The organism is Streptomyces capparidis (assembly GCF_054782095.1).
Genome location: NZ_BAAGTD010000003.1, coordinates 68,161 through 86,001, shown reverse-complemented (window position 1 = coordinate 86,001; position 17,841 = coordinate 68,161). Strand labels below are relative to the sequence as shown.

The 17,841-nt window shown below is 75.9% G+C and carries 17 protein-coding genes; 13 read left to right on the top strand and 4 right to left on the bottom strand.

From position 1 onward, the window contains the following. Positions 1-120: 120 nt before the first annotated feature. A complete protein-coding gene (locus ACYVO2_RS03800) occupies positions 121-1,281 on the top strand; it encodes an acyl-CoA dehydrogenase family protein (protein ID WP_461006112.1) in 1,161 nt (386 codons plus the stop codon). Further along, on the top strand, positions 1,278-1,787 hold the full coding sequence (locus ACYVO2_RS03795; protein ID WP_461006111.1) for a nitroreductase family deazaflavin-dependent oxidoreductase: 510 nt from the start codon (positions 1,278-1,280) through the stop codon (positions 1,785-1,787). The genes ACYVO2_RS03800 and ACYVO2_RS03795 overlap by 4 nt, the downstream gene beginning before the upstream one ends. Positions 1,788-2,734: 947 nt before the next feature. Here the strand turns inward: ACYVO2_RS03795 and ACYVO2_RS03790 are convergent. Both ACYVO2_RS03790 and ACYVO2_RS03785 read right to left on the bottom strand, forming a co-directional pair. Next, positions 2,735-3,382 carry a TetR family transcriptional regulator gene (locus ACYVO2_RS03790; protein ID WP_461006110.1) on the bottom strand — a complete coding sequence of 216 codons (648 nt, stop codon included), beginning with the start codon at positions 3,380-3,382 and terminating at the stop codon, positions 2,735-2,737. Between the two features lie 4 nt (positions 3,383-3,386). Next, entirely contained in the window at positions 3,387-4,163 is a 777-nt protein-coding gene (locus ACYVO2_RS03785) for an SDR family oxidoreductase (protein ID WP_461006291.1), read from the bottom strand. 315 nt (positions 4,164-4,478) lie between these two features. Between ACYVO2_RS03785 and ACYVO2_RS03780 the strand changes: the two genes are divergently transcribed. The 5 genes from ACYVO2_RS03780 to ACYVO2_RS03760 all read left to right on the top strand — a co-directional run bounded on the left by ACYVO2_RS03780 (position 4,479) and on the right by ACYVO2_RS03760 (position 8,876). Continuing rightward, positions 4,479-5,249 (top strand): enoyl-CoA hydratase family protein, encoded by a 771-nt coding sequence (locus tag ACYVO2_RS03780; RefSeq protein ID WP_461006109.1) that lies wholly within the window; start codon positions 4,479-4,481, stop codon positions 5,247-5,249. After that, positions 5,242-6,012 (top strand): CoA transferase subunit A, encoded by a 771-nt coding sequence (locus ACYVO2_RS03775; protein ID WP_461006108.1) that lies wholly within the window; start codon positions 5,242-5,244, stop codon positions 6,010-6,012. Before ACYVO2_RS03780 ends, ACYVO2_RS03775 begins: the two co-directional genes overlap by 8 nt. Further along, entirely contained in the window at positions 6,009-6,749 is a 741-nt protein-coding gene (locus tag ACYVO2_RS03770) for a CoA-transferase subunit beta (RefSeq protein ID WP_461006107.1), read from the top strand. The genes ACYVO2_RS03775 and ACYVO2_RS03770 overlap by 4 nt, the downstream gene beginning before the upstream one ends. Beyond that, a complete protein-coding gene (locus ACYVO2_RS03765; RefSeq protein ID WP_461006106.1) occupies positions 6,746-7,861 on the top strand; it encodes an NAD(P)H-dependent flavin oxidoreductase in 1,116 nt (371 codons plus the stop codon). The genes ACYVO2_RS03770 and ACYVO2_RS03765 overlap by 4 nt, the downstream gene beginning before the upstream one ends. 223 nt (positions 7,862-8,084) lie before the next feature. Further along, positions 8,085-8,876, top strand: a complete 792-nt coding sequence (locus ACYVO2_RS03760) for a VOC family protein (RefSeq protein WP_461006105.1) — start codon at positions 8,085-8,087, stop codon at positions 8,874-8,876. A 39-nt stretch (positions 8,877-8,915) separates the two neighbouring features. Here ACYVO2_RS03760 and ACYVO2_RS03755 read toward each other — a convergent pair whose 3' ends face one another. Beyond that, a complete protein-coding gene (locus tag ACYVO2_RS03755; protein WP_461006104.1) occupies positions 8,916-10,067 on the bottom strand; it encodes an acetyl-CoA C-acetyltransferase in 1,152 nt (383 codons plus the stop codon). Positions 10,068-10,269: 202 nt separating this feature from the next. Between ACYVO2_RS03755 and ACYVO2_RS03750 the strand changes: the two genes are divergently transcribed. The 4 genes from ACYVO2_RS03750 to ACYVO2_RS03735 all read left to right on the top strand — a co-directional run bounded on the left by ACYVO2_RS03750 (position 10,270) and on the right by ACYVO2_RS03735 (position 15,550). Continuing rightward, entirely contained in the window at positions 10,270-11,451 is a 1,182-nt protein-coding gene (locus ACYVO2_RS03750; protein WP_461006103.1) for an acyl-CoA dehydrogenase family protein, read from the top strand. Next, complete coding sequence (locus tag ACYVO2_RS03745; RefSeq protein ID WP_461006102.1) at positions 11,448-12,509, top strand: acyl-CoA dehydrogenase family protein; 1,062 nt, start codon at positions 11,448-11,450, stop codon at positions 12,507-12,509. Before ACYVO2_RS03750 ends, ACYVO2_RS03745 begins: the two co-directional genes overlap by 4 nt. 240 nt (positions 12,510-12,749) lie before the next feature. Then, complete coding sequence (locus ACYVO2_RS03740) at positions 12,750-15,035, top strand: serine/threonine-protein kinase (protein ID WP_461006101.1); 2,286 nt, start codon at positions 12,750-12,752, stop codon at positions 15,033-15,035. 95 nt (positions 15,036-15,130) lie between these two features. Continuing rightward, positions 15,131-15,550, top strand: a complete 420-nt coding sequence (locus tag ACYVO2_RS03735) for a TIGR03618 family F420-dependent PPOX class oxidoreductase (protein WP_461006100.1) — start codon at positions 15,131-15,133, stop codon at positions 15,548-15,550. A 31-nt stretch (positions 15,551-15,581) separates the two neighbouring features. Here the strand turns inward: ACYVO2_RS03735 and ACYVO2_RS03730 are convergent, their stop codons facing one another. Beyond that, the gene (locus ACYVO2_RS03730) at positions 15,582-16,463 is read right to left on the bottom strand and encodes an ATP-binding protein (RefSeq protein WP_461006099.1); all 882 of its coding nucleotides are present in this window, start codon (positions 16,461-16,463) and stop codon (positions 15,582-15,584) included. Between the two features lie 250 nt (positions 16,464-16,713). Here ACYVO2_RS03730 and ACYVO2_RS03725 point away from each other — a divergent pair, with 250 nt between their 5' ends. Together ACYVO2_RS03725 and ACYVO2_RS03720 are read left to right on the top strand one after the other, a co-directional pair. Next, positions 16,714-17,571, top strand: a complete 858-nt coding sequence (locus ACYVO2_RS03725) for a helix-turn-helix domain-containing protein (protein ID WP_461006098.1) — start codon at positions 16,714-16,716, stop codon at positions 17,569-17,571. Then, the gene (locus ACYVO2_RS03720) at positions 17,568-17,804 is read left to right on the top strand and encodes a DUF397 domain-containing protein (protein WP_461006097.1); all 237 of its coding nucleotides are present in this window, start codon (positions 17,568-17,570) and stop codon (positions 17,802-17,804) included. Before ACYVO2_RS03725 ends, ACYVO2_RS03720 begins: the two co-directional genes overlap by 4 nt. Positions 17,805-17,841 lie beyond the last annotated feature (37 nt).

Genomic DNA, 17,841 nt, shown 5'->3' with positions numbered 1-17,841 from the left:
GCCGCCGGCGCCCGCCCCGGGTTCCCGGGGTCGCCCCTCCCTCCCCTTCCTTCCGCTTTCCCTCCCGCGCGCTTAATATGACGCTCCATCAGAATTCACGTTCGGGAACCGGAGACGCCCATGAACCCGGACCCCACCCCCGAGCAGCGGCAGATCCAGCGCACCCTCGCCGCGGTGCTCGCCGAGCGGTGTCCCGTCGGCCGGCTGGTGGACGTCGCGCGCACCGGGCCCGGCTACGACGAGCGGCTGTGGCGACTGCTCGCCGGTGAGCTGGGGCTGCCGGGCCTGGCCCTGCCCGCCGAGTACGGCGGCGCCGGGTGCGGGCCCGTGGAGCTCGCCCTGGCCTGTGAGGAGGCGGGGCGGGCCCTGCTGCCCTCGCCGCTGCTCGCCACCGCGGTGCTGGCCGCGCCGCTGGTCGCGGAGCTGGGAACGCCGGGGCAGCGCCGGGAGGTGCTGCCCCGGCTGGCCGCGGGGGAGCTGGTGGCCGCGCCGGTGCTGCCGTCCGGGGCGGGCGGGCGGGCCGGGGGCGTCCAGGCCAGGCGGGACGGTCCGGGGTGGCTGCTGTACGGCGAGGCCGGCCACGTCCCGCACGGCCACCGCGCCGGGCTGCTGGTCGTCGCGGCGCACACCGGCGGGTACACCCGGTCCAGGACGCTGCTGTTCCTGGTGGACGGCGCCGCGCCCGGCCTGGCCCGCGCCCGCGTCGCCACCCTGGACGAGACCAGGCCCCAGGCCAGGGTGGAGCTGCGGGACGTCCCCGCGGCGCTGCTCGGCGGGGACGACGGCGCCGACGCCACCGCCGCCCTGGAGCGGGTCCGCGACCACGCGGCCGTGCACCTCGCCGCGGAGGCCGTCGGCGCGGCGGACCGGGCGCTCGCGGACACCGTGGCGTACGTGGGGGTGCGGGAGCAGTTCGGGCGGCCCGTCGGCTCCTTCCAGGCCGTCAAGCACCGGCTGGCCGACCTGCACGTGGCGGTGCGGGCGGCCCGCTCCGCCGCCCGCTACGCCGCGTGGGCGGCGCGGGACGCCCCGGACGAGCTGCCCACTGCCGCCCCGCTCGCCCTGGCCCGGGCCCTGGAGGCGCAGCGGGCCGCCGCGGGCGAGGCCGTCCAGTTGCACGGGGGGATCGGCTTCACCTGGGAGCACCACGCCCACCTGTACCTCAAACGGGCCACCGCCGACGACCTGCTGTTCGGCCCGCCCCACCGGCTGCGGGCGCGGGCCGCCGACCGGGCCGGCCTGTTCGCCGCGTCCGGGCCCGCAGCGGAGCCGGCCTCGTGAGGCCCGGCGGCCGGCGCCTGGTGGCGCGCCTCGCCCCGGCGGTGCAGCGGGTCTCCGCCACCCGGGCATTCGCCAGGGTGGCCCCGCACGTCGTCCCGCCGCTGGACCGCGCGGTGCACCGGCTGAGCCGGGGCAGGGTGCTGTTCAGCGGCGGCATGCTGCCCGCGCTGGTGCTGACGACCACGGGGGCCAGGACCGGGCGGCCCCGGACGGCGCCGCTGGCCTGCGTGCCCGCCGAGGACGGCTCGTTCCTGGTGGTGGGGAGCAACTTCGGGCGGCCGGGGCACCCCGCCTGGAGCTGGAACCTGCTCCGGCACCCCCGGGCGTCGGTCTCCTTCCGGGGCCGGGACACGCCGGTGACCGCCGCGCTGCTCACGGGGGAGGAGCGGGCGGAGGCGTGGGCCCGGGTGCTGAGGCTGTGGCCGGTGTACGCGGCGTACCAGGCGCGCGTGGACCGGGAGATCCGGTTGTTCCGGCTCACCCCCGACGGGGGCGGATCCTCATAACGTCATGGGCGTGCGCGGCGCGTGCGGCGCCTGTTCTTTCTGTGACGGGGACTTGGGGGACCGGACGCTCGGTGGCGGAGGGCGTCTGCCGCGAAGAGCCGGGCTTCGCCGCCGCCGGAGTCGCGCTGCCGCGGTTCTCCGGTGCTGTGTTTCTCCGGTGCCGCGGTTGTGCGGTGCCGCGGTGGTTGCGGTGCCGGCCGTGCTGCCGCCGGTTTTCGTGTGCCTGTGCCGCTCGGGTTCTTCCCTGGGGTCGAGGTGTTCGGTGTCGCGGAGGTGCTCTCCCGTGGGAGTCCTCCGCCCTTGGATCTTCCGCCGCGAGATGTCGCGCGGCCGAAATGTTATGAGGCCGAAATGTTACGAGGCCGAGATCTTCTTCGATCCGGCGACTTCCGTTGCGGTCGGTTTCAGCGGCTGATGACTTCCGCGGGCGGTGTCCCGTGGTCGTCGGCCCGGATGGCGTGCGGCTCGCCCGCGATATCGCCGGCCGACTGACCGACACCTTCCCCGGCCGTTCGGCCGCCGCCATTTCGCGGAGGCTGCTCCCGGTTCTCGCTCCCGGTCGGGCCCGCCGTTGCGCCCTCCGGTCGCCCGGGGTCCACCCGGGGTCGTACCCGCGACCCCGCCCGGCTGCCGCCGGGCGCTTTGCCGACGCTTTCCGGGTGTTTTTCCCACTGTTTTCCGACTGTTGCCCTGCTCTTTTCCTGAACGTTTCCCGGTTGTTCCCCGGTATTCCCCGGGTATTCCCCGGGTATTCCCCGGTCTCCCGGCCGTCCCCGGCCTCCGGGATGTCCCGGCCCTTCGGGGCGTCCCGGTCGCCCGGCCCTTTTCCGCCCGGTCCTTCCCGCCCGGCCCTTTCGGCCGGCCGTGCTCGCCCGGGCCTTCGCGCCCGGTCTGCCCGGGGCCCGCGGCGGCGGACGGGCGGACTCCCCGTGCCGGGCCGTCCCTGGCTACCGGGTCGGCTTCTTCCCGGTCACCCCGAGGTGGACCAGCAGCGCGAGGCTCGGCTTGAGCTCGGCCTGCTTCACGCCCCAGGTCTGGAACCCCTTCTGGTGGCCCGAGACGGATGCCAGCATGGCGACCAGCGAGCCCGCCATCGCCGCGGGGCTCACGGACTTGTCCACCTTGCCCTTGGCCTGGAGGTCCTTGATCGCTTCCGTGAGGGCGTTGGTGACGGGGTTGAGGATCTTCATACGGATCTTGTAGAAGCGCTTGTCCCCTTCCGCGGCCCCGAGATCCATCACCCGCAGAATGGCGTCGTGCTTGCGCCAGAAGCCGAGGAAGGCGTCCACGAGTTGTTCCGCGGACGTCCATCCCGCCTTGCCGACCCACGGCTTTCCGGTGACGAACTCGGTGAGGGAGGAACCCTCCTTGGCCATTTCCTCGGCGATCTCCAGAACCGCCCCCTCCACATCGGGGAAGTACTGGTAGAAGGTGGCGGGGGAGGTTCCCGCCATCCGTGCGACATCGATGACCTTGACGTCTCGGTAGGGCGAGCTGCTGAGCATTTCACGGAGGCAGTCGAGCAGCTTCTGCCGCGTCGCCTGTCCGCGCCGCCCGGCCACCCGGCCGTCAACGGTTCTTACTTGGGCTGTCATGCCGTCAGTTTACCGGCGGGTGATCAGCGCGCGATTCGGCGGCCTGCAAATGGGGAGGTCGCTCTCCGCCGCCGTGCACCGCGAGCTCCGCGCCGGTGACGTAGCGGGCCGCGGGGGAGGCGAGGAAGAGCACCGGGTCGGCGATGTCCTCGGGATCGGCCAGACGCCCCATGGGCACGGCCGCGCCGAGGGCCGCGCGGGCCGCCGCGTCCCCGTAGTGGCCCGCCGCCCGCTCGGTCGCCACCAGACCCACCACCAGCAGGTTCACCCGCACCCGAGGGGCCCACTCGGCGGCCAGCGAGCGGGTGAGGGAGGCCAGGCCCGCCTTGGCGGCGCCGTAGGCGGCGGTGCCGGGAGAGGGGCGGGTGCCGCTGACGCTGCCGATGTTGACGATGGCACCACCCTCCCGCTGGCGCCGCATCACGGCGTACGCGGCCTGGGCGCAGTACAGCGGCCCGAGCAGGTTCAGCTCGACCACCGCCCGGGACAGCCGCGGGGACGCGGTGGCGGCCTCGGCGTACGGGGAGCCGCCCGCGTTGTTCACCAGCAGGTCCAGCCGTTCGAATTCCTGCTCGACGAACGCGACCAGCCCGGCCACCTGCTCCGGGTCGCGCACATCGGCCCGCCGGAAGACCGCGGCGCGGCCCGCCGCGGTCGGCGGCTCCGGTGGCTCGCCGCGCCCGCAGACCACCACCTCGGCCCCGGCCGCGAGCAGCCGCCGGGCGATCGCCCGCCCGATGCCGCGCCCGCCCCCGGTCACCAGCGCCACCCGCCCGGCCATGCCGTCCACCGGCCGCCACCTCCCTCGTCCCCGCTCCCGCGCCGCCCGCTCCCGCGCCGCCCGCCCGCGCCCCGGCTCCCTGGTGCCGGCGGGGCGCGTGGACTATCGTGCCATCACGGGCTGACGCTCCGTCAGATGTCGGCAGGACCCGGCCCGCACCGCGATCCCGGGCCCGCCGGCCCGCGGCGTGCGCGGGCCCCGAGGGAGCCCCGGTTCCCGCGGGGCCGGTGTGACGCCAGGGGCGGACCGGCCCGCCGCGCCCGCGGGCTCGCGGGCCCGCCCGAGCCGCCCCGCGGCCCCCGGAAAGGAGCGCCCATGGCCGTGACCGTCCAGCGCCTCGGCTCAGGCGTCGCCGAGGTGGTGATCGACGCGCCGCCCGTCAACGCCCTGGACGCCGACGGCTGGCGACTGCTCGCCCGGAAGCTGCGCGAGGCCGGGGACGCGCCCGGTGCCCGCGCCGTGCTGCTGCGGGCCGAGGGGCGGGGCTTCTGCGCCGGGGTGGACATCAAACACCTCCAGGCCGCCCCCGGCTTCACCGCCCTGCTCGGGGTGAACGAGGGCTGCGCCGACGCCTTCGCCGCCGTCTACGACTGCCCCGTCCCGGTGGTCGCCGCCGTGCACGGCCACTGCGTCGGCGGCGGCGTGGGCCTGGCCGGCAACGCGGACGTGCTGCTGGCCTCGCACGACGCCTGGTTCGCGCTGCCCGAGGTGGACCGGGGCGCCCTGGGGGCCGCCACCCACCTGGCGCGGCTCGTCCCGCAGCACCGGATGCGGCACATGGTCTACACGGCCGACCGCGCCCCCGCCGCCGAGCTGCACCGGTACGGCTCGGTGCTGCGCCTGGTGGACCGCGCCGACCTGCGGGACGCCGCCCTTCGGGTGGCCGAGCGCATCGCCGCGAAGGACCCCGTCGTCGTCCGCGCGGCCAAGCGGTCGCTCAACGGCATCGACCCGGTGGACGTCAAGCGCAGCTACCGCTACGAGCAGGGCTTCACCTTCGAGCTCAACCTGACCGGCGTCGCCGACCGGCTGCGGGACGACTTCGTGCGCGGTGGCGCCCCGCCCGCGGGAGGCCCCCGTGCCTGACAAGACCATGAGCCCCGACGAGGTCGCCGCCGCCCTGGCGGACGGCATGACCGTCGGCATCGGCGGCTGGGGCCCGCGCCGCAAGCCCATGGAGCTGGTGCGGGCCGTCCTCCGTTCACCGCTCAAGGACCTGACGGTGGTCTCCTACGGCGGGCCCGACGTCGGCATGCTCTGCGCGTCCGGGCAGGTCAAGCGGGTGGTGTACGGGTTCGTCTCCCTGGACGAGGTGCCGCTGGAGCCCCACTTCCGGGCCGCCCGCGAATCCGGGGCGGTGGAGGCCGTCGAACTGGACGAGGGCATGTTCCTCGCCGGGCTGCGGGCGGCGGCGCAGCGGCTGCCGTTCCTGCCCGTGCGCGCCGGCGTCGGCTCCGACCTGCCCCGGCTCGGCCCCGGCCTGCGCACCGTCGCCGACCCCTACGGCAGCGGCGACGAGGTGATCGCGGTGCCGCCGCTGCGCCTGGACGCCGCCCTGGTCCACGCCAACCTCGCCGACCCGGCGGGCAACGCCGCGCTCACCGGGCCCGACCCGTTCTTCGACGACCTGTTCTGCCTGGCCGCGGACCGCGCCTACGTCTCCGCCGAGCGGATCGTGCCCACCGGCGAGCTGCTCACCCGGGCCGGGTGCGTGCACACCCTGCTCATCCACCGCTGCATGACCCACGGCGTGGTGCACGCCCCCCGCGGCGCCCACTTCACCGAGTGCCTGCCCGACTACCCGCGCGACCTCGCCGCGCTGCGGGCCTACGCGGAGGGAGCCCGATGACGGCCGCGACCGCCACCCGGGCCGAGGTGTGCGTCGCCGCCTGCGCCGAGGCGTGGCGCGGCGACGGCGAGATCCTGGCCTCCCCCATGGGCCCCGTCCCGACCCTCGGCGCCCGGCTGGCCCGCGCCACCTTCGCCCCCGGCCTGCTCCTCACCGACGGGCGGGCGTACCTGGAGGACGCCGACGGCGCGGTCGAGGGCTGGCTGCCGTACCGGGCCGTGTTCGACCTGCTCGCCTCCGGGCGCCGCCACGTGATGATGAGCCCCGCCCAGCTCGACCGCCACGGCAACGCCAACATCTCCTGCATCGGCCCCTGGGAGCGGCCCGCCCGCCAGCTCCTGGGCGCCCGCGGCGCCCCCGGCAACACCGTCAACCACGCCACCAGCTACTGGGTGCCCCGGCACGCGCCGCGCGTGTTCACCGCACGGGTGGACGTGGTGTGCGGGGTGGGCACCGACCGGGCCAGGGCCGCCGGGCACCCCGCGCGCTTCCACGACCTGCGGCGCGTCGTCACCGACCTCGCCGTGCTTGACTTCGCGGCCGAGGACGGCGGCATGCGCCTGGCCTCCGTCCACCCCGGCGTCACCGTGGACGAGGTGCTGCGGGCCACCGGCTTCCCGCCGGCCGTCCCGCCCCGGGTGCCCACCACCCCCGGGCCCACTCCGGAGCAGTTGCGGCTGCTGCGCGAGGTGCTGGACCCGGCGGGGCGGCGCGAGCGGGCGGTGCCGCGGCGGTGAGCCTCACCACGCGGTTCACCCGCCTGGCCGGGGTCGCGCACCCCGTCGTGCAGACCGGCATGGGGTACGTGGCGCTGCCCCCGCTGGTGGCCGCCACCGCGCGGGCCGGGGCGCTCGGGGTGCTGGCGGCGGCGCCCATGGCGTACGAGGAGCTCGCGGCGGCCCTCGCCGAGGTGCGGCATCTGCTGGGGGAGGAGGGCGCCGCCCTGCCGTACGGCGTGAACGTGCGCGCCGACGCCCCGGACGCCGCCCGGCGGGTGGACCTGCTCGGCCGCGCGGGGGTGCGCCTGCTGTCGTTCGCCCAGGCGCCGACCCGCGACCTGGTGGAGCGCGCCCACGACCACGGCATGCTGGTCATGCCGTCCATCGGGGCGCGGCGGCACGCGGAGAAGGTGGCCGCGTGGGGCGTGGACGCGGTGGTGGCGCAGGGCGCCGAGGGCGGCGGGCACACCGGGGCGGTGCCCACGACGCTGCTGCTGCCGCAGGTGGTGGACGCGCTGCGCGGCAGCGGGGTGTGCGTGCTCGCGGCGGGGGGTTTCCACGACGGGCGGGGCCTGGCGGCGGCGCTGGCCTACGGGGCGGACGGGGTGGCCATGGGCACCCGGTTCCTGCTCACCCGGGAGGCGCCCGTGCCCGCGGCCGTGCGGGAGCGGTACCTGGCCGCCGACGTCACCGGCACGGTGGTGACCCGGGAGGTGGACGGGGTGCCGCACCGGGTGCTCGACACCGCCTTCGTGCGGTCCCTGGAGCGCGGCGGCGCCCCGGTGCGGTACGCCCGCGCCGTGCGCAACGCGCTGCGCTTCTCCCGTCTGTCCGGCACCCCGCTGCGCGCGATGGTGCGCGAGGGGCGTTCGATGCGGCGCACACGCGCCCTGACCTGGCCGCAGGTGCTGATGGCCGCGAACACCCCGATGCTGCTGCGCGCCGCGATGACCGACGGGCGGACGGACCTCGGGGTGCTGGCTTCCGGGCAGGTCACCGGAGTGATCGAGGACCTGCCGACGTGCGCGGGGCTGGTGACGCGGATCGTCGCGGAGGCCGAGGCGGCACTGGACGGCCTGACGGGGGTGCGGGCGGCGGAGCCCGGGGCGGGGGAGCGGCGCCCGCGGTGATCCCGCGACGGGGGTGACCGGGGTGGTCCCCGCGACCGCCGTGCCCGGGGTCGGCCGTGGGGGCGCCCCGCCCGAATTGACCATAGGTTCGAATCCTCGGCAGGGCGGCTGTCGGTGGGGCTCGCTAGCGTGTGAGACACGGGGCTGTGACCGCGGTCACGACCGATGCCGTTGTCTTCCCCCGCGAGATCTCCTCCGACCCCCACGCGAGAGGACCACCGCCATGTCCACCCTCCCCGAAGGCACCCCCTGCTGGGCCGACGCCATGTTCCCCGACCTCCCGGCCGCCAAGGCCTTCTACGGCGAGGTGCTCGGCTGGGAGTACACCGACACCGGGCCGGACTACGGCCACTACACCCAGGCCACGGTCGGCGGGCGGAACGTCGCCGGGCTCTCCCCCGTCATGGAGGGCGCCCCCGAGGCCCCCGCCGCGTGGACGCTGTACTTCGCCTCGGCCGACGCCGACGCCACCGCCGCCGGGATCCGGGAGAACGGCGGGGAACTGCTGATGGAGCCGATGGACGTCGGCGAGTTCGGCCGGATGGTGATCGCCCGCGACCCGGCCGGGGTGGTGTTCGGCGTCTGGCAGGGCCGCGCCCACGAGGGCTTCCAGCGGGTCGGCGACCCCGGCTCGTACAACTGGGCGGAGCTGTGGGTGCGCGACGCGGAGGCCGCCGACGCCTTCTACCAGGCCGTCTTCTCCTTCCGCGGCGAGCAGATCGGCGACGGCGAGGAGTTCGACTACCGGGTGTGGCACCTGGGCGAGCGCATGGTCGGCGCCGCCCGCGGCCGGATGGGCCCGGCCTTCCCGGACGACGCGCCGCCGCACACCCGCCTCTACTTCGGCGTGCCCGACTGCGACGACGCGGCGGCGACGGCCGCCAAGCTGGGCGCCGAGGTGCTGTGGGAGCCGCACGACAGCCCCTACGGCCGGCTGTCCGTGCTGCGCGACCCGCAGGGCGCGGTGTTCGCCGTCATCGACCCGTCGAGGAGCGTGAGCGAACCGACGGCGTGACGGGCGGGGGCCGCGCCCCCGCCGTCGCCCCGGGCGGCGCTACAGCCGCTCGATGATCGTCGTGTTCGCCTGCCCGCCGCCCTCGCACATCGTCTGGAACCCCCACCGGCCGCCGGTCCGCTCCAGGTGGTGCAGCAGCGTCGTCAGCAGCTTGGTGCCGCTGGCGCCGATCGGGTGGCCCAGCGCCAGCGCGCCGCCGCACGGGTTGACCTTCTCCGGGTCCGCGCCGGTCTCCTTCAGCCAGGCCAGCACGATGGACGCGAACGCCTCGTTGATCTCGATCGCGTCGAACTCGTCGATCGACATGCCCGTCCTCGCCAGGGCGTGCGCGGTGGCCGGGATCGGCGCGGTCAGCATGAACACCGGGTCGTCGCCGCGCACGCCCAGGTGGTGGACGCGGGCCCGGGGGGTGAGCCCGTGCGCGTTCACGGCCCGCTCCGAGGCGATCAGCACCGCGGAGGCGCCGTCGGAGATCTGCGAGGACAGCGCGGCGGTGATCGCCCCGCCGGGCGCGAGGGTCTTCAGCGAGGCCATCTTCTCCGGCGTGGTGTCGCGGCGCGGCCCCTCGTCCACCGCGAGCTCCGGCAGCGGCGCGACCTCCTTGTCGAACCAGCCGCTGTCGATGGCGTGCAGGGCCCGCTGGTGGCTGCGCAGCGCCCAGCGCTCCATCTCCTCGCGGCTGAGCTCCCACTTCGCGGCGATCAGCTCGGCGCCGCGGAACTGGCTGATCTCCTGCTCGCCGTAGCGCTTGCGCCACCCGGCGGAGCCGGAGTACGGGTCGTCGTGCCCGAAGTGCCTGCCCACCGCCATCGCGGCGCCGATCGGCACCTGCGACATGTTCTGCACCCCGCCCGCCACCACCAGGTCGGCGGTGCCGCTCATCACGGCCTGCGCCGCGAAGTGCACGGCCTGCTGCGAGGAGCCGCACTGCCGGTCGATGGTCACGCCGGGGACGTGCTCGGGGTACCCGGCGGCGAGCCAGCAGGTGCGGGCCACGTCCCCGGCCTGGCCCCCGATCTGGTCGATGCAGCCGAAGATCACGTCCTCCACCGCGCCCGGGTCGATGCCGCTGCGCTCGACCAGCGCGGTGAGCACGTGCGCCCCCAGGTCCGCGGGGTGGACGCCCGCCAGGGAGCCGCCCCGCCGTCCGACGGGGGTGCGGACCGCTTCGACGATGTACGCCTCACCCATGTTGCGCCCCTCAGTCCCGAGTCGTGGCCACGGCGGGGCACGGCGCGCGGCCCCGGTGGAGGTCCGGGGGCGAAGCCCGCCGGCCGCCGGGGGCAGCCGCCCGCCCCAGCCGATTACCGATGCCGATTACCGATGAGTAGCCGGCGGTCCCATTGTGCACCGCCATCCCCATCTGACGGTATGTCAGTTTACGCTGCCATGCATGGACCTCGCCTTCACGGCGCGCGAACGCGCCTTCCGCCGGGCCGGCCGCCGGTGGCTGGCCGCCCACGTCCCCCGCGAGCCGCTGCCCTCCCTGGACACCGCCGAGGGGTTCGCCCGCCACCAGGAGTGGGAGGGCACCCTGTACGACGCCGGCTGGGCCGTCGTCGGCTGGCCCCGCGCCTGGGGCGGGCGGGACGCCACCCTCGTGGAGTGGCTGGTCTTCGAGGAGGAGTACCACCGGGCCGGCGCCCCCGCCCGCGTCGGCCAGAACGGGATCTTCCTGTTCGGCCCCGCCGTGCTGCGCCACGGCACCGAGGAGCAGCGCCGCCGGGTCCTGCCGCCGATGGCCCGCGGCGAGCAGGTGTGGGTGCAGGGCTGGTCCGAGCCCGAGGCCGGCTCCGACCTCGCCGCGGTGCGCTCCACCGCCCGCCGCGCCGACGGCGGCTGGCTGCTCACCGGCCAGAAGACCTGGAGCTCCCGCGGCGCGTTCGGCCACCGCATGTTCGGCCTGTTCCGCACCGGCCCGCGCGAGGCCCGCCACCGGGGCCTGACCTACTTCATGGTGGACCTGGCCGCGCCGGGCGTCACCGTCCGCCCGATCCGGCAGCTCGGCGGGCGCACCGGCTTCGCCGAGATCTTCCTCGACGAGGTGTTCGTCCCCGACGCGGACGTGCTCGGCGCCGAAGGCGACGGCTGGGCCATCGCCATGGCCACCGCGGGCAACGAGCGCGGCCTCGCCCTGCGCAGCCCCGGCCGCTTCCTGGCCGCCGCCGACCGGCTGCTCGCCCTGTACCGGGACGTCGCCGCGGGCACCGTCCCCGGCACCGGCCGCCCCGAGGACCACCGCGACGCCGTCGTGGACGCCTGGATGCGCGCCGACGCCTACCGCCTGCACACCTACGCCACCGCCGCCGGGATCGAGGACGGCCGCGAGGCGGGCGCCGAGGCCAGCCTCGCCAAGCTGCACTGGTCCGAGCTCGACCTGGACCTGCACACCACCGCCCTGCGCCTGCTCGGCCCGCACGCCCAGGCCGAGGGCCCGTGGCGGGACGGCCACCGCTTCGCCCTCGCCGGGACCGTGTACGCGGGCACCAACGAGATCCAGCGCGACATCGTCGCCGAGCGCCTGCTCGGCCTGCCCAGGGACGGCCGCGGACGGAAGGGGAGCAGCGAGCGATGAGACTGGCCCTCACCCCGGACCAGGTCCACTTCCGGCGCACCGTGCGCGACCTGCTCGCCGCCGAGTGCCCCCCGGACGCCGTGCGCCGCGGCCCCGACCGGGGGCGCTGGCGCGCCCTGGCCCGGATCGGGGCGACCGGGCTGACCGTGCCCGAGCGGTACGGCGGCCTGGGCCTGGGCGCCCGCGAGCTCGTCCCGGTCCTGGAGGAGGCCGGGTACGCCTGCCTGCCCGAGCCGCTGACCGCCGCCGCGGCCGCCGCCGAGGCGCTGGCCGGGGCCGACCCCGCCGCGGCGGAGCGGTGGCTGCCCCGCCTGGTGGCGGGCGAGGCCGTCCTCACCCTCGCCGTCCCGCCCGACCCCTACCCCCAGGGCGCCGCGTTCGCCGACCTCGTCCTGTTCACCGACGACACCCTCTCCGACGCCGCCCGCCCCGACGCCGCCCGCTCCGACGCCACCGCCGCCTGCGCGCTCCACGCCCTGCGCGGCGGCCTCCCCGGCCCCGCGGCCACCGTCGATCCCACCCTCGCCGCCCGCCCGCTGCCCACCCCCCGCCGCGGCGCCCCGCCGGCCACCGCCCCCGCCTCCGCGCTGCGCCGCGCCTTCCACCTGGGAGCGCTCGGCACCGCCGCCCACGCCCTGGGCGCCGCCCGGCGCATGCTCGACCTCGCCGTCGCGCACGCCCGCCTCCGCCACCAGTTCGGGCGGCCCATCGGCTCCTTCCAGGCGGTCAAGCACCGCTTGGCGGACGTGCTGCGCGCCATCGAGTTCGCCCGCCCGCCCGTGTTCCGCGCCGCCTGGTCCCTCGACCACCGCCTGGCCTCCCACCCCCGCGACGTGTCCATGGCCAAGGTCCTGGCCTGCGAGGCCGCCGAGTCGGCGGCCCGCGCGAGCCTCCAGGTGCACGGCGCGATCGGGCACACCGAGGAGTGCGACCTGCACCTGTGGCTGCGCCGGGCGTGGGCGCTGACCGCGGCCTGGGGCGACACCGCCCACCACCGCGCCGCGATCGCCGCCGACCTCCTCGGCCCCTCCCCGGCCCCACCGGCCCCGGAACGCTGAGGCGGGGTGGGGGCCGGGGGTGCCTCCGGCCGCCGGAGGCACCCTCCCTCCACCCACCCGAGGGCCGCCCTCCCCGCCCCCGCCCTCCGCAGGAGCGTTTCGCCCGGAACGCGCCCGACACGGCGAAACGCCCCCGGGTTCGCCACCGGCCCGTCGGGCAGGAAGAATCAATGCCGTACCCCTGGCCGGTGGGCGGTGAGCCGCTGCCCGGGGGACCCGACGGGGAGGTGGGCAGGAGAAGTGGAGCAGCTGACGCAGCACGACCCGAGACGCATCGGTCCTTTCGAGGTGCTCGGGCGTCTTGGCGCCGGCGGCATGGGGCTGGTCTATCTCGCGCGCTCGGCGTCCGGCCGGCGCGTGGCCATCAAGACGGTCCGCGCCGAGCTGGCCGAGGACCAGCTCTTCCGGGTGCGCTTCACCCGCGAGGTGGAGGCGGCCCGCGCGGTCAGCGGCTTCTACACCGCGGCCGTGGTCGACGCCGACCCGCGCGCCGCCGTGCCGTGGCTGGCCACCGCGTACGTGCCCGCCCCGTCCCTGGAGGAGATAGTCGACAAGTGCGGCCCGCTGCCGGTGCAGGCCGTGCGCTGGCTCGCCGCGGGCATCGCCGAGGCCCTCCAGTCCATCCACGGCGCCGGCCTGGTCCACCGCGACATGAAGCCGTCCAACGTGCTGGTCGTGGAGGACGGCCCCCGCGTCATCGACTTCGGCATCGCGAGCGGCGTGTCCAACACCCGCCTGACCATGACCAACGTCGCCGTCGGCACCCCCGCCTACATGTCGCCCGAGCAGGCCCGCGACAGCCGCAGCGTCACCGGCGCCAGCGACGTGTTCTCCCTCGGCTCCACCCTCTGCTTCGCCGCCACCGGCCACGCCCCCTACCACGGCGCCAACCCGGTCGAGACGGTCTTCATGCTGCTGCGCGACGGCCCCGACCTGACCGGCCTGCCCGACGAGCTGCGCCCGCTGATCGAGTCCTGCCTGAAGATGCAGCCGGAGAACCGGCCCAGCCCCCAGGAGATCCAGGCCCAGCTCGCCCCCCACCTGTTCTCCTCCGACGACGACGGCAGCGAGGCGTCCGCCTGGCTCCCCGAGGACGCCATCGCCCTCATCGAGTCCCGCCGGGGCCGCCGCGTCCCCGGCGCGCCCGCCCGCCCCGCCGTCCCGCCGCCGCCCCCGGAGCCGCCGCCCGCCGACCCCGACCCTGACCTCACCCACGAGCACGGCCCGGTCCGGCTGCGCGGCTCCGAGGTGGAGATAGGCCCCGGCCTGCGCGCCAAGGACGCCGCCGACGGCGCCACCCCCGCCGTCGGCATGAACTGGGTCCGGCGCGGCACCCCGTCCCACTCCGGCGCCCCCGCCCGCCCCCCGGCGCCCGCGCCCCGCCCCGCCGCCGGGCCCGCGCCGTGGCGCCCGTGGCGCTTCCGCATGTCCAACGACCTGTGGGGCACGCCGGTGGTCGCGGACGGCCGGGTGTACGTGTCGTCGTTCGAGGTCCACGCGCTGGACGTGGCCACGGGCCGCCGCGAGTTCAAGACCCGCGACGTCGCCTGGTCCATGGCGGTCGCCGACGGCCGCCTGTTCGCGTCCGACGGCCCCAGCCTCTACGCCCTGGACGCCGCCGACGGCGGCGACCGCTGGCGCGCCACCCCCGACGGCTGGGTGTACTCCCTCCAGGTGGCCGGCGGCGCCGTGTGCACGGGCGTCCGCGGCGGCGGCGTCCAGGTGCGCGACGCGGCGAGCGGCGAGCTGCGCTGGCGCAGGACGGGCGCCCAGACCGAGTACGAGTCCCCGGACTCCGGGCCCGTGATCATCGGCGGCACCGTCTACTACTACGGCGGGGGCCTGCTGCACGCCGTGGACGTGCGCACCGGCCGGGAGAAGTGGACGCACAACCTCGGCGAGAACTGCCCGGCCCGCCCGATCGAGGCCGACGGCGCGGTGTACGTCACCGCGGGCACCCGCGTGCTCGCCCTGTCCGCCGCCGACGGCCGCGAGCGCTGGCGCTTCGACGCCCCCGCGGTGATGTTCACCCGCCCCACCCATGTGCCGGGGCCCGCGGTCTCCGGCGGCGGCGTGTACGTCGTGGACTACCTCGGCACCGTCTACGCCATCGACGCCGCCACCGGCCGGGACCGCTGGCGCATCGCCACCGAGAGCCGCCAGGGCGCGGACCCCGTCGTCGTCGCCGACGGCACCGTCCACCTCGGCAGCGGCAAGGCCCTGTACACCCTGGACGCGGTCACCGGCACCGCCCGCTGGCGCTTCGCCGCCCAGGACGAGCTGGTCGGCTCGCCCGTGGTGGCGAACGGCCGGGTCCACTTCGGCTCCAAGGACTCCTGCCTGTACACCGTCGACGCGGCCGGCGGGCAGTTGCGCTGGAAGCTGGAGACCGGCGGCGAGATCACCGGCTCCCCCGTGGTCGTGGACGGCGTGGTCTTCGCGTGCAGCAAGGACCGCTGCGTGTACGCCCTCGACGTGGCCGAGGGCACCGGCACCCCGGGCCGCGCCGGGGCGGCGCGCGGCTGACGGGCCGCCGCGTCCCGCCCGCGTATCGTGGGCGCCGTACCGTCCGGAGCACGCGCGTGCCGGCCCGGCGCGCCGTTCACCCGTGAGGAGTCCGCGTGTCCAAGCCGCCGCTGCCGCCCGAGGCCGTCGCCATGCTGCGCCGCCCCAACCCGTGCGTGATCGCCACGCTGCGCTCCGACGGCACGCCCGTGTCCACCGCCACCTGGTACCTGTGGGAGGACGACGGCCGGGTGCTGGTCAACATGGACGAGGGCCGCCGCCGCCTCGCGCACGTGCGCGACGACCCGCGGGTGACCCTCACCGTCCTCGCCGCGGACGACTGGTACACCCACATCAGTCTGATCGGCCGGGTCACCGAGGTCCGCGACGACGAGGACATGACCGACATCGACCGCCTCGCCCGCCACTACATCGGCAAGCCCTACCCGAACCGCGCCCGGCGCCGCGTCAGCGCCCGCGTCGAGATCGACCGCTGGCACGGCTGGGGCACCCTGAAGGACAACGACCAGGCGTGACCCCGCCCCCGGCGGCGGCCCGCCGCCGGGATCACCCCCGCCCCGCTTCTTTCCCCACCGCGACCCGCGCCCAGGTCACCGCCCCCGCCCCCGAGGCCAGCCGCCGGCACCCCCACCGCGCGGCCACGCCCTCCACCAGCTCCAGCCCGCGCCCGCCCTCCTCCGCGTTCCCCGCCTTCGCCACGCGCGCGCGGAACCCGGGGCCGGTGTCGCGGACCGCCACCCTGACCCACCGGGGCACCATCACGACCGACAACCCCACGCACGGGCTCCGGGTGTGCCGCACGGAGTTCGTGACGAGCTCCGACACCACCAACTGCACCGCGTCGGCGGAGGCGTCCGCCACCCCCCACCCCTCCATGCCCACCCGCACCAACCGCCGGGCCTCCCCGGGCGACCGCTCCGACCGCCCCGGCAGCCACGCCGCCAGCGCCCGCTCCCGTGCGGCCCCCAGCAACCGCCGTGCGCTCTCCTCGAACACCGCCTCGCGCCACCCCTCGGCCCCATCCCCGGCCTCGCCCACGGCCGCCCGCAGAGCCTCCGGCCGCACCAGAGGCGCACCCGCGCCCGGGGGCCGCAGCCACGTGGCCACCCTGCCCCCGCCCCACTCCGGGTGCGGCACCGGGATCCACTCACCGCCCGCGAGCCCCCGCACCCCGGCGGCCCGCCACCCCGCGGCGGCCCCGACGGGCACCAGGAACCAGACCACGCCCCGCCCCGGGCAGTGCAGGACGGGCCCCCGCCCGCCGAGCGCCCGGAACGCGGCGAGCCCCAGCCCCTGCCCCACCTCCACCACGTCGAACCGCACCCCCACCCGGGCGAGCGGCACCACCCGCGGGTCCGACTCCCACTCCCGCAACACCCTGACCGGATTCCGACAGGCTCCGGCGAGCCAGACAACGGCGTCGGTCATCGCACACCTCCCACCGGCCCGGTCCCGACCGAGGGACACCGGGCCATCACGCACGGTCGCGAGTTGCTCGCCAGAGTGCGCTTGCAGCACTGTATGAGCAAGTGCTGAGTAAAGGGTTCCCTCGTACGTGGGACAGAAGGAGGGAGATGGGTGGATGGCCGCTGACAGTCCGTTCAGTACGCCAGACTGGGCCCAAGCAAGTGCGCGGCGAACCACCCGACGCCGCGCGGGCCGTGGAGGGGAGCCACACATGCCACCTGGTGGCCCGACCGTCAACCGACGACAGCTCGGCGCCGAACTGCGGCGGCTGCGTGAGAGTGCGGGTCTGAAGATCGAGCAGGTCGCCAGGGAACTCGGCTGCTCGCAGGCCAGAGTCAGCCGGATCGAGACCGGCCGCGGCACGGCTGTCACCAAACCGACGGACGTGCAGCAGATGTGCGCGCTTTACGGCGTCACGGACCAGCGACTGATCAACACACTGCTGGGCATGGTCAGCAGCGCGCAGAAGCGCGGTTGGTGGGAGGCGTACGAGGATGTCCTGCCGTCCGGCCTCGCGATCTACGTCGGTCTTGAAACCGACGCCCGCGCGGAGCACGCGTGGGAGCCGCTGCTGATCCACGGCCTGTTGCAGACTCCCGACTACGCACGCGCCGTGTTGCAGGCCGCGCGGATCCACCGGCCCACGGACATCGAGGATCTGGTGCGGCTCCGCATCGAACGGCAGCGGCTCCTGGTGAGGGAGGACGATCCCCTCGAACTCTGGGTGGTGCTGGACGAAGCTGCCATCCGCCGTCCCGTCGGCGGAGCGGAGGTGATGCGTGCGCAACTTGAGCAATTGCTCAGGACCGCTGAGCTGCCGAACGTCACCATCCAGGTGTTCCCGTTCGGGAAGGCAAGCCACCCCGGACTGGGCGGCGCCCTTTCGGTGTTGGAGTTCGAGAACGACCCGCCCGTGGTCTACGTGGACAGCCAGGCGGGGAACCTCTACCTCGAGAAACCGCGCGACGTACGACGCCTGACCAACACCTTTGACCTGCTCCGAGCCTCTGCTCTCGACCCCGACGAGTCAGTGGCCCTGATCGCCCGAGCCGCAGCGGAGATGACATGACCAACCCACACCGACGACCGTCCCCCGAAGATCTGGCCGCGGCCGAGTGGTTCAAGTCCTCGGCGTCGAGCGCCAACGGCGGCTGCCTCGAAATAGCCTTCTTCCCCGGCTGGGTAGCCCTCCGCGACAACGAGGACCCCGCCAACCCACCCTTCGTCGTCACCGACCACGTCTGGCGCTGCTTCCTGGACGGCGCCCGCGGCGGGGAGTTCGACCCGACGGCACCCCGGTAGGGCGCGGGTCCGCCCGCCGCTCGGGAGGGGTCCCGAG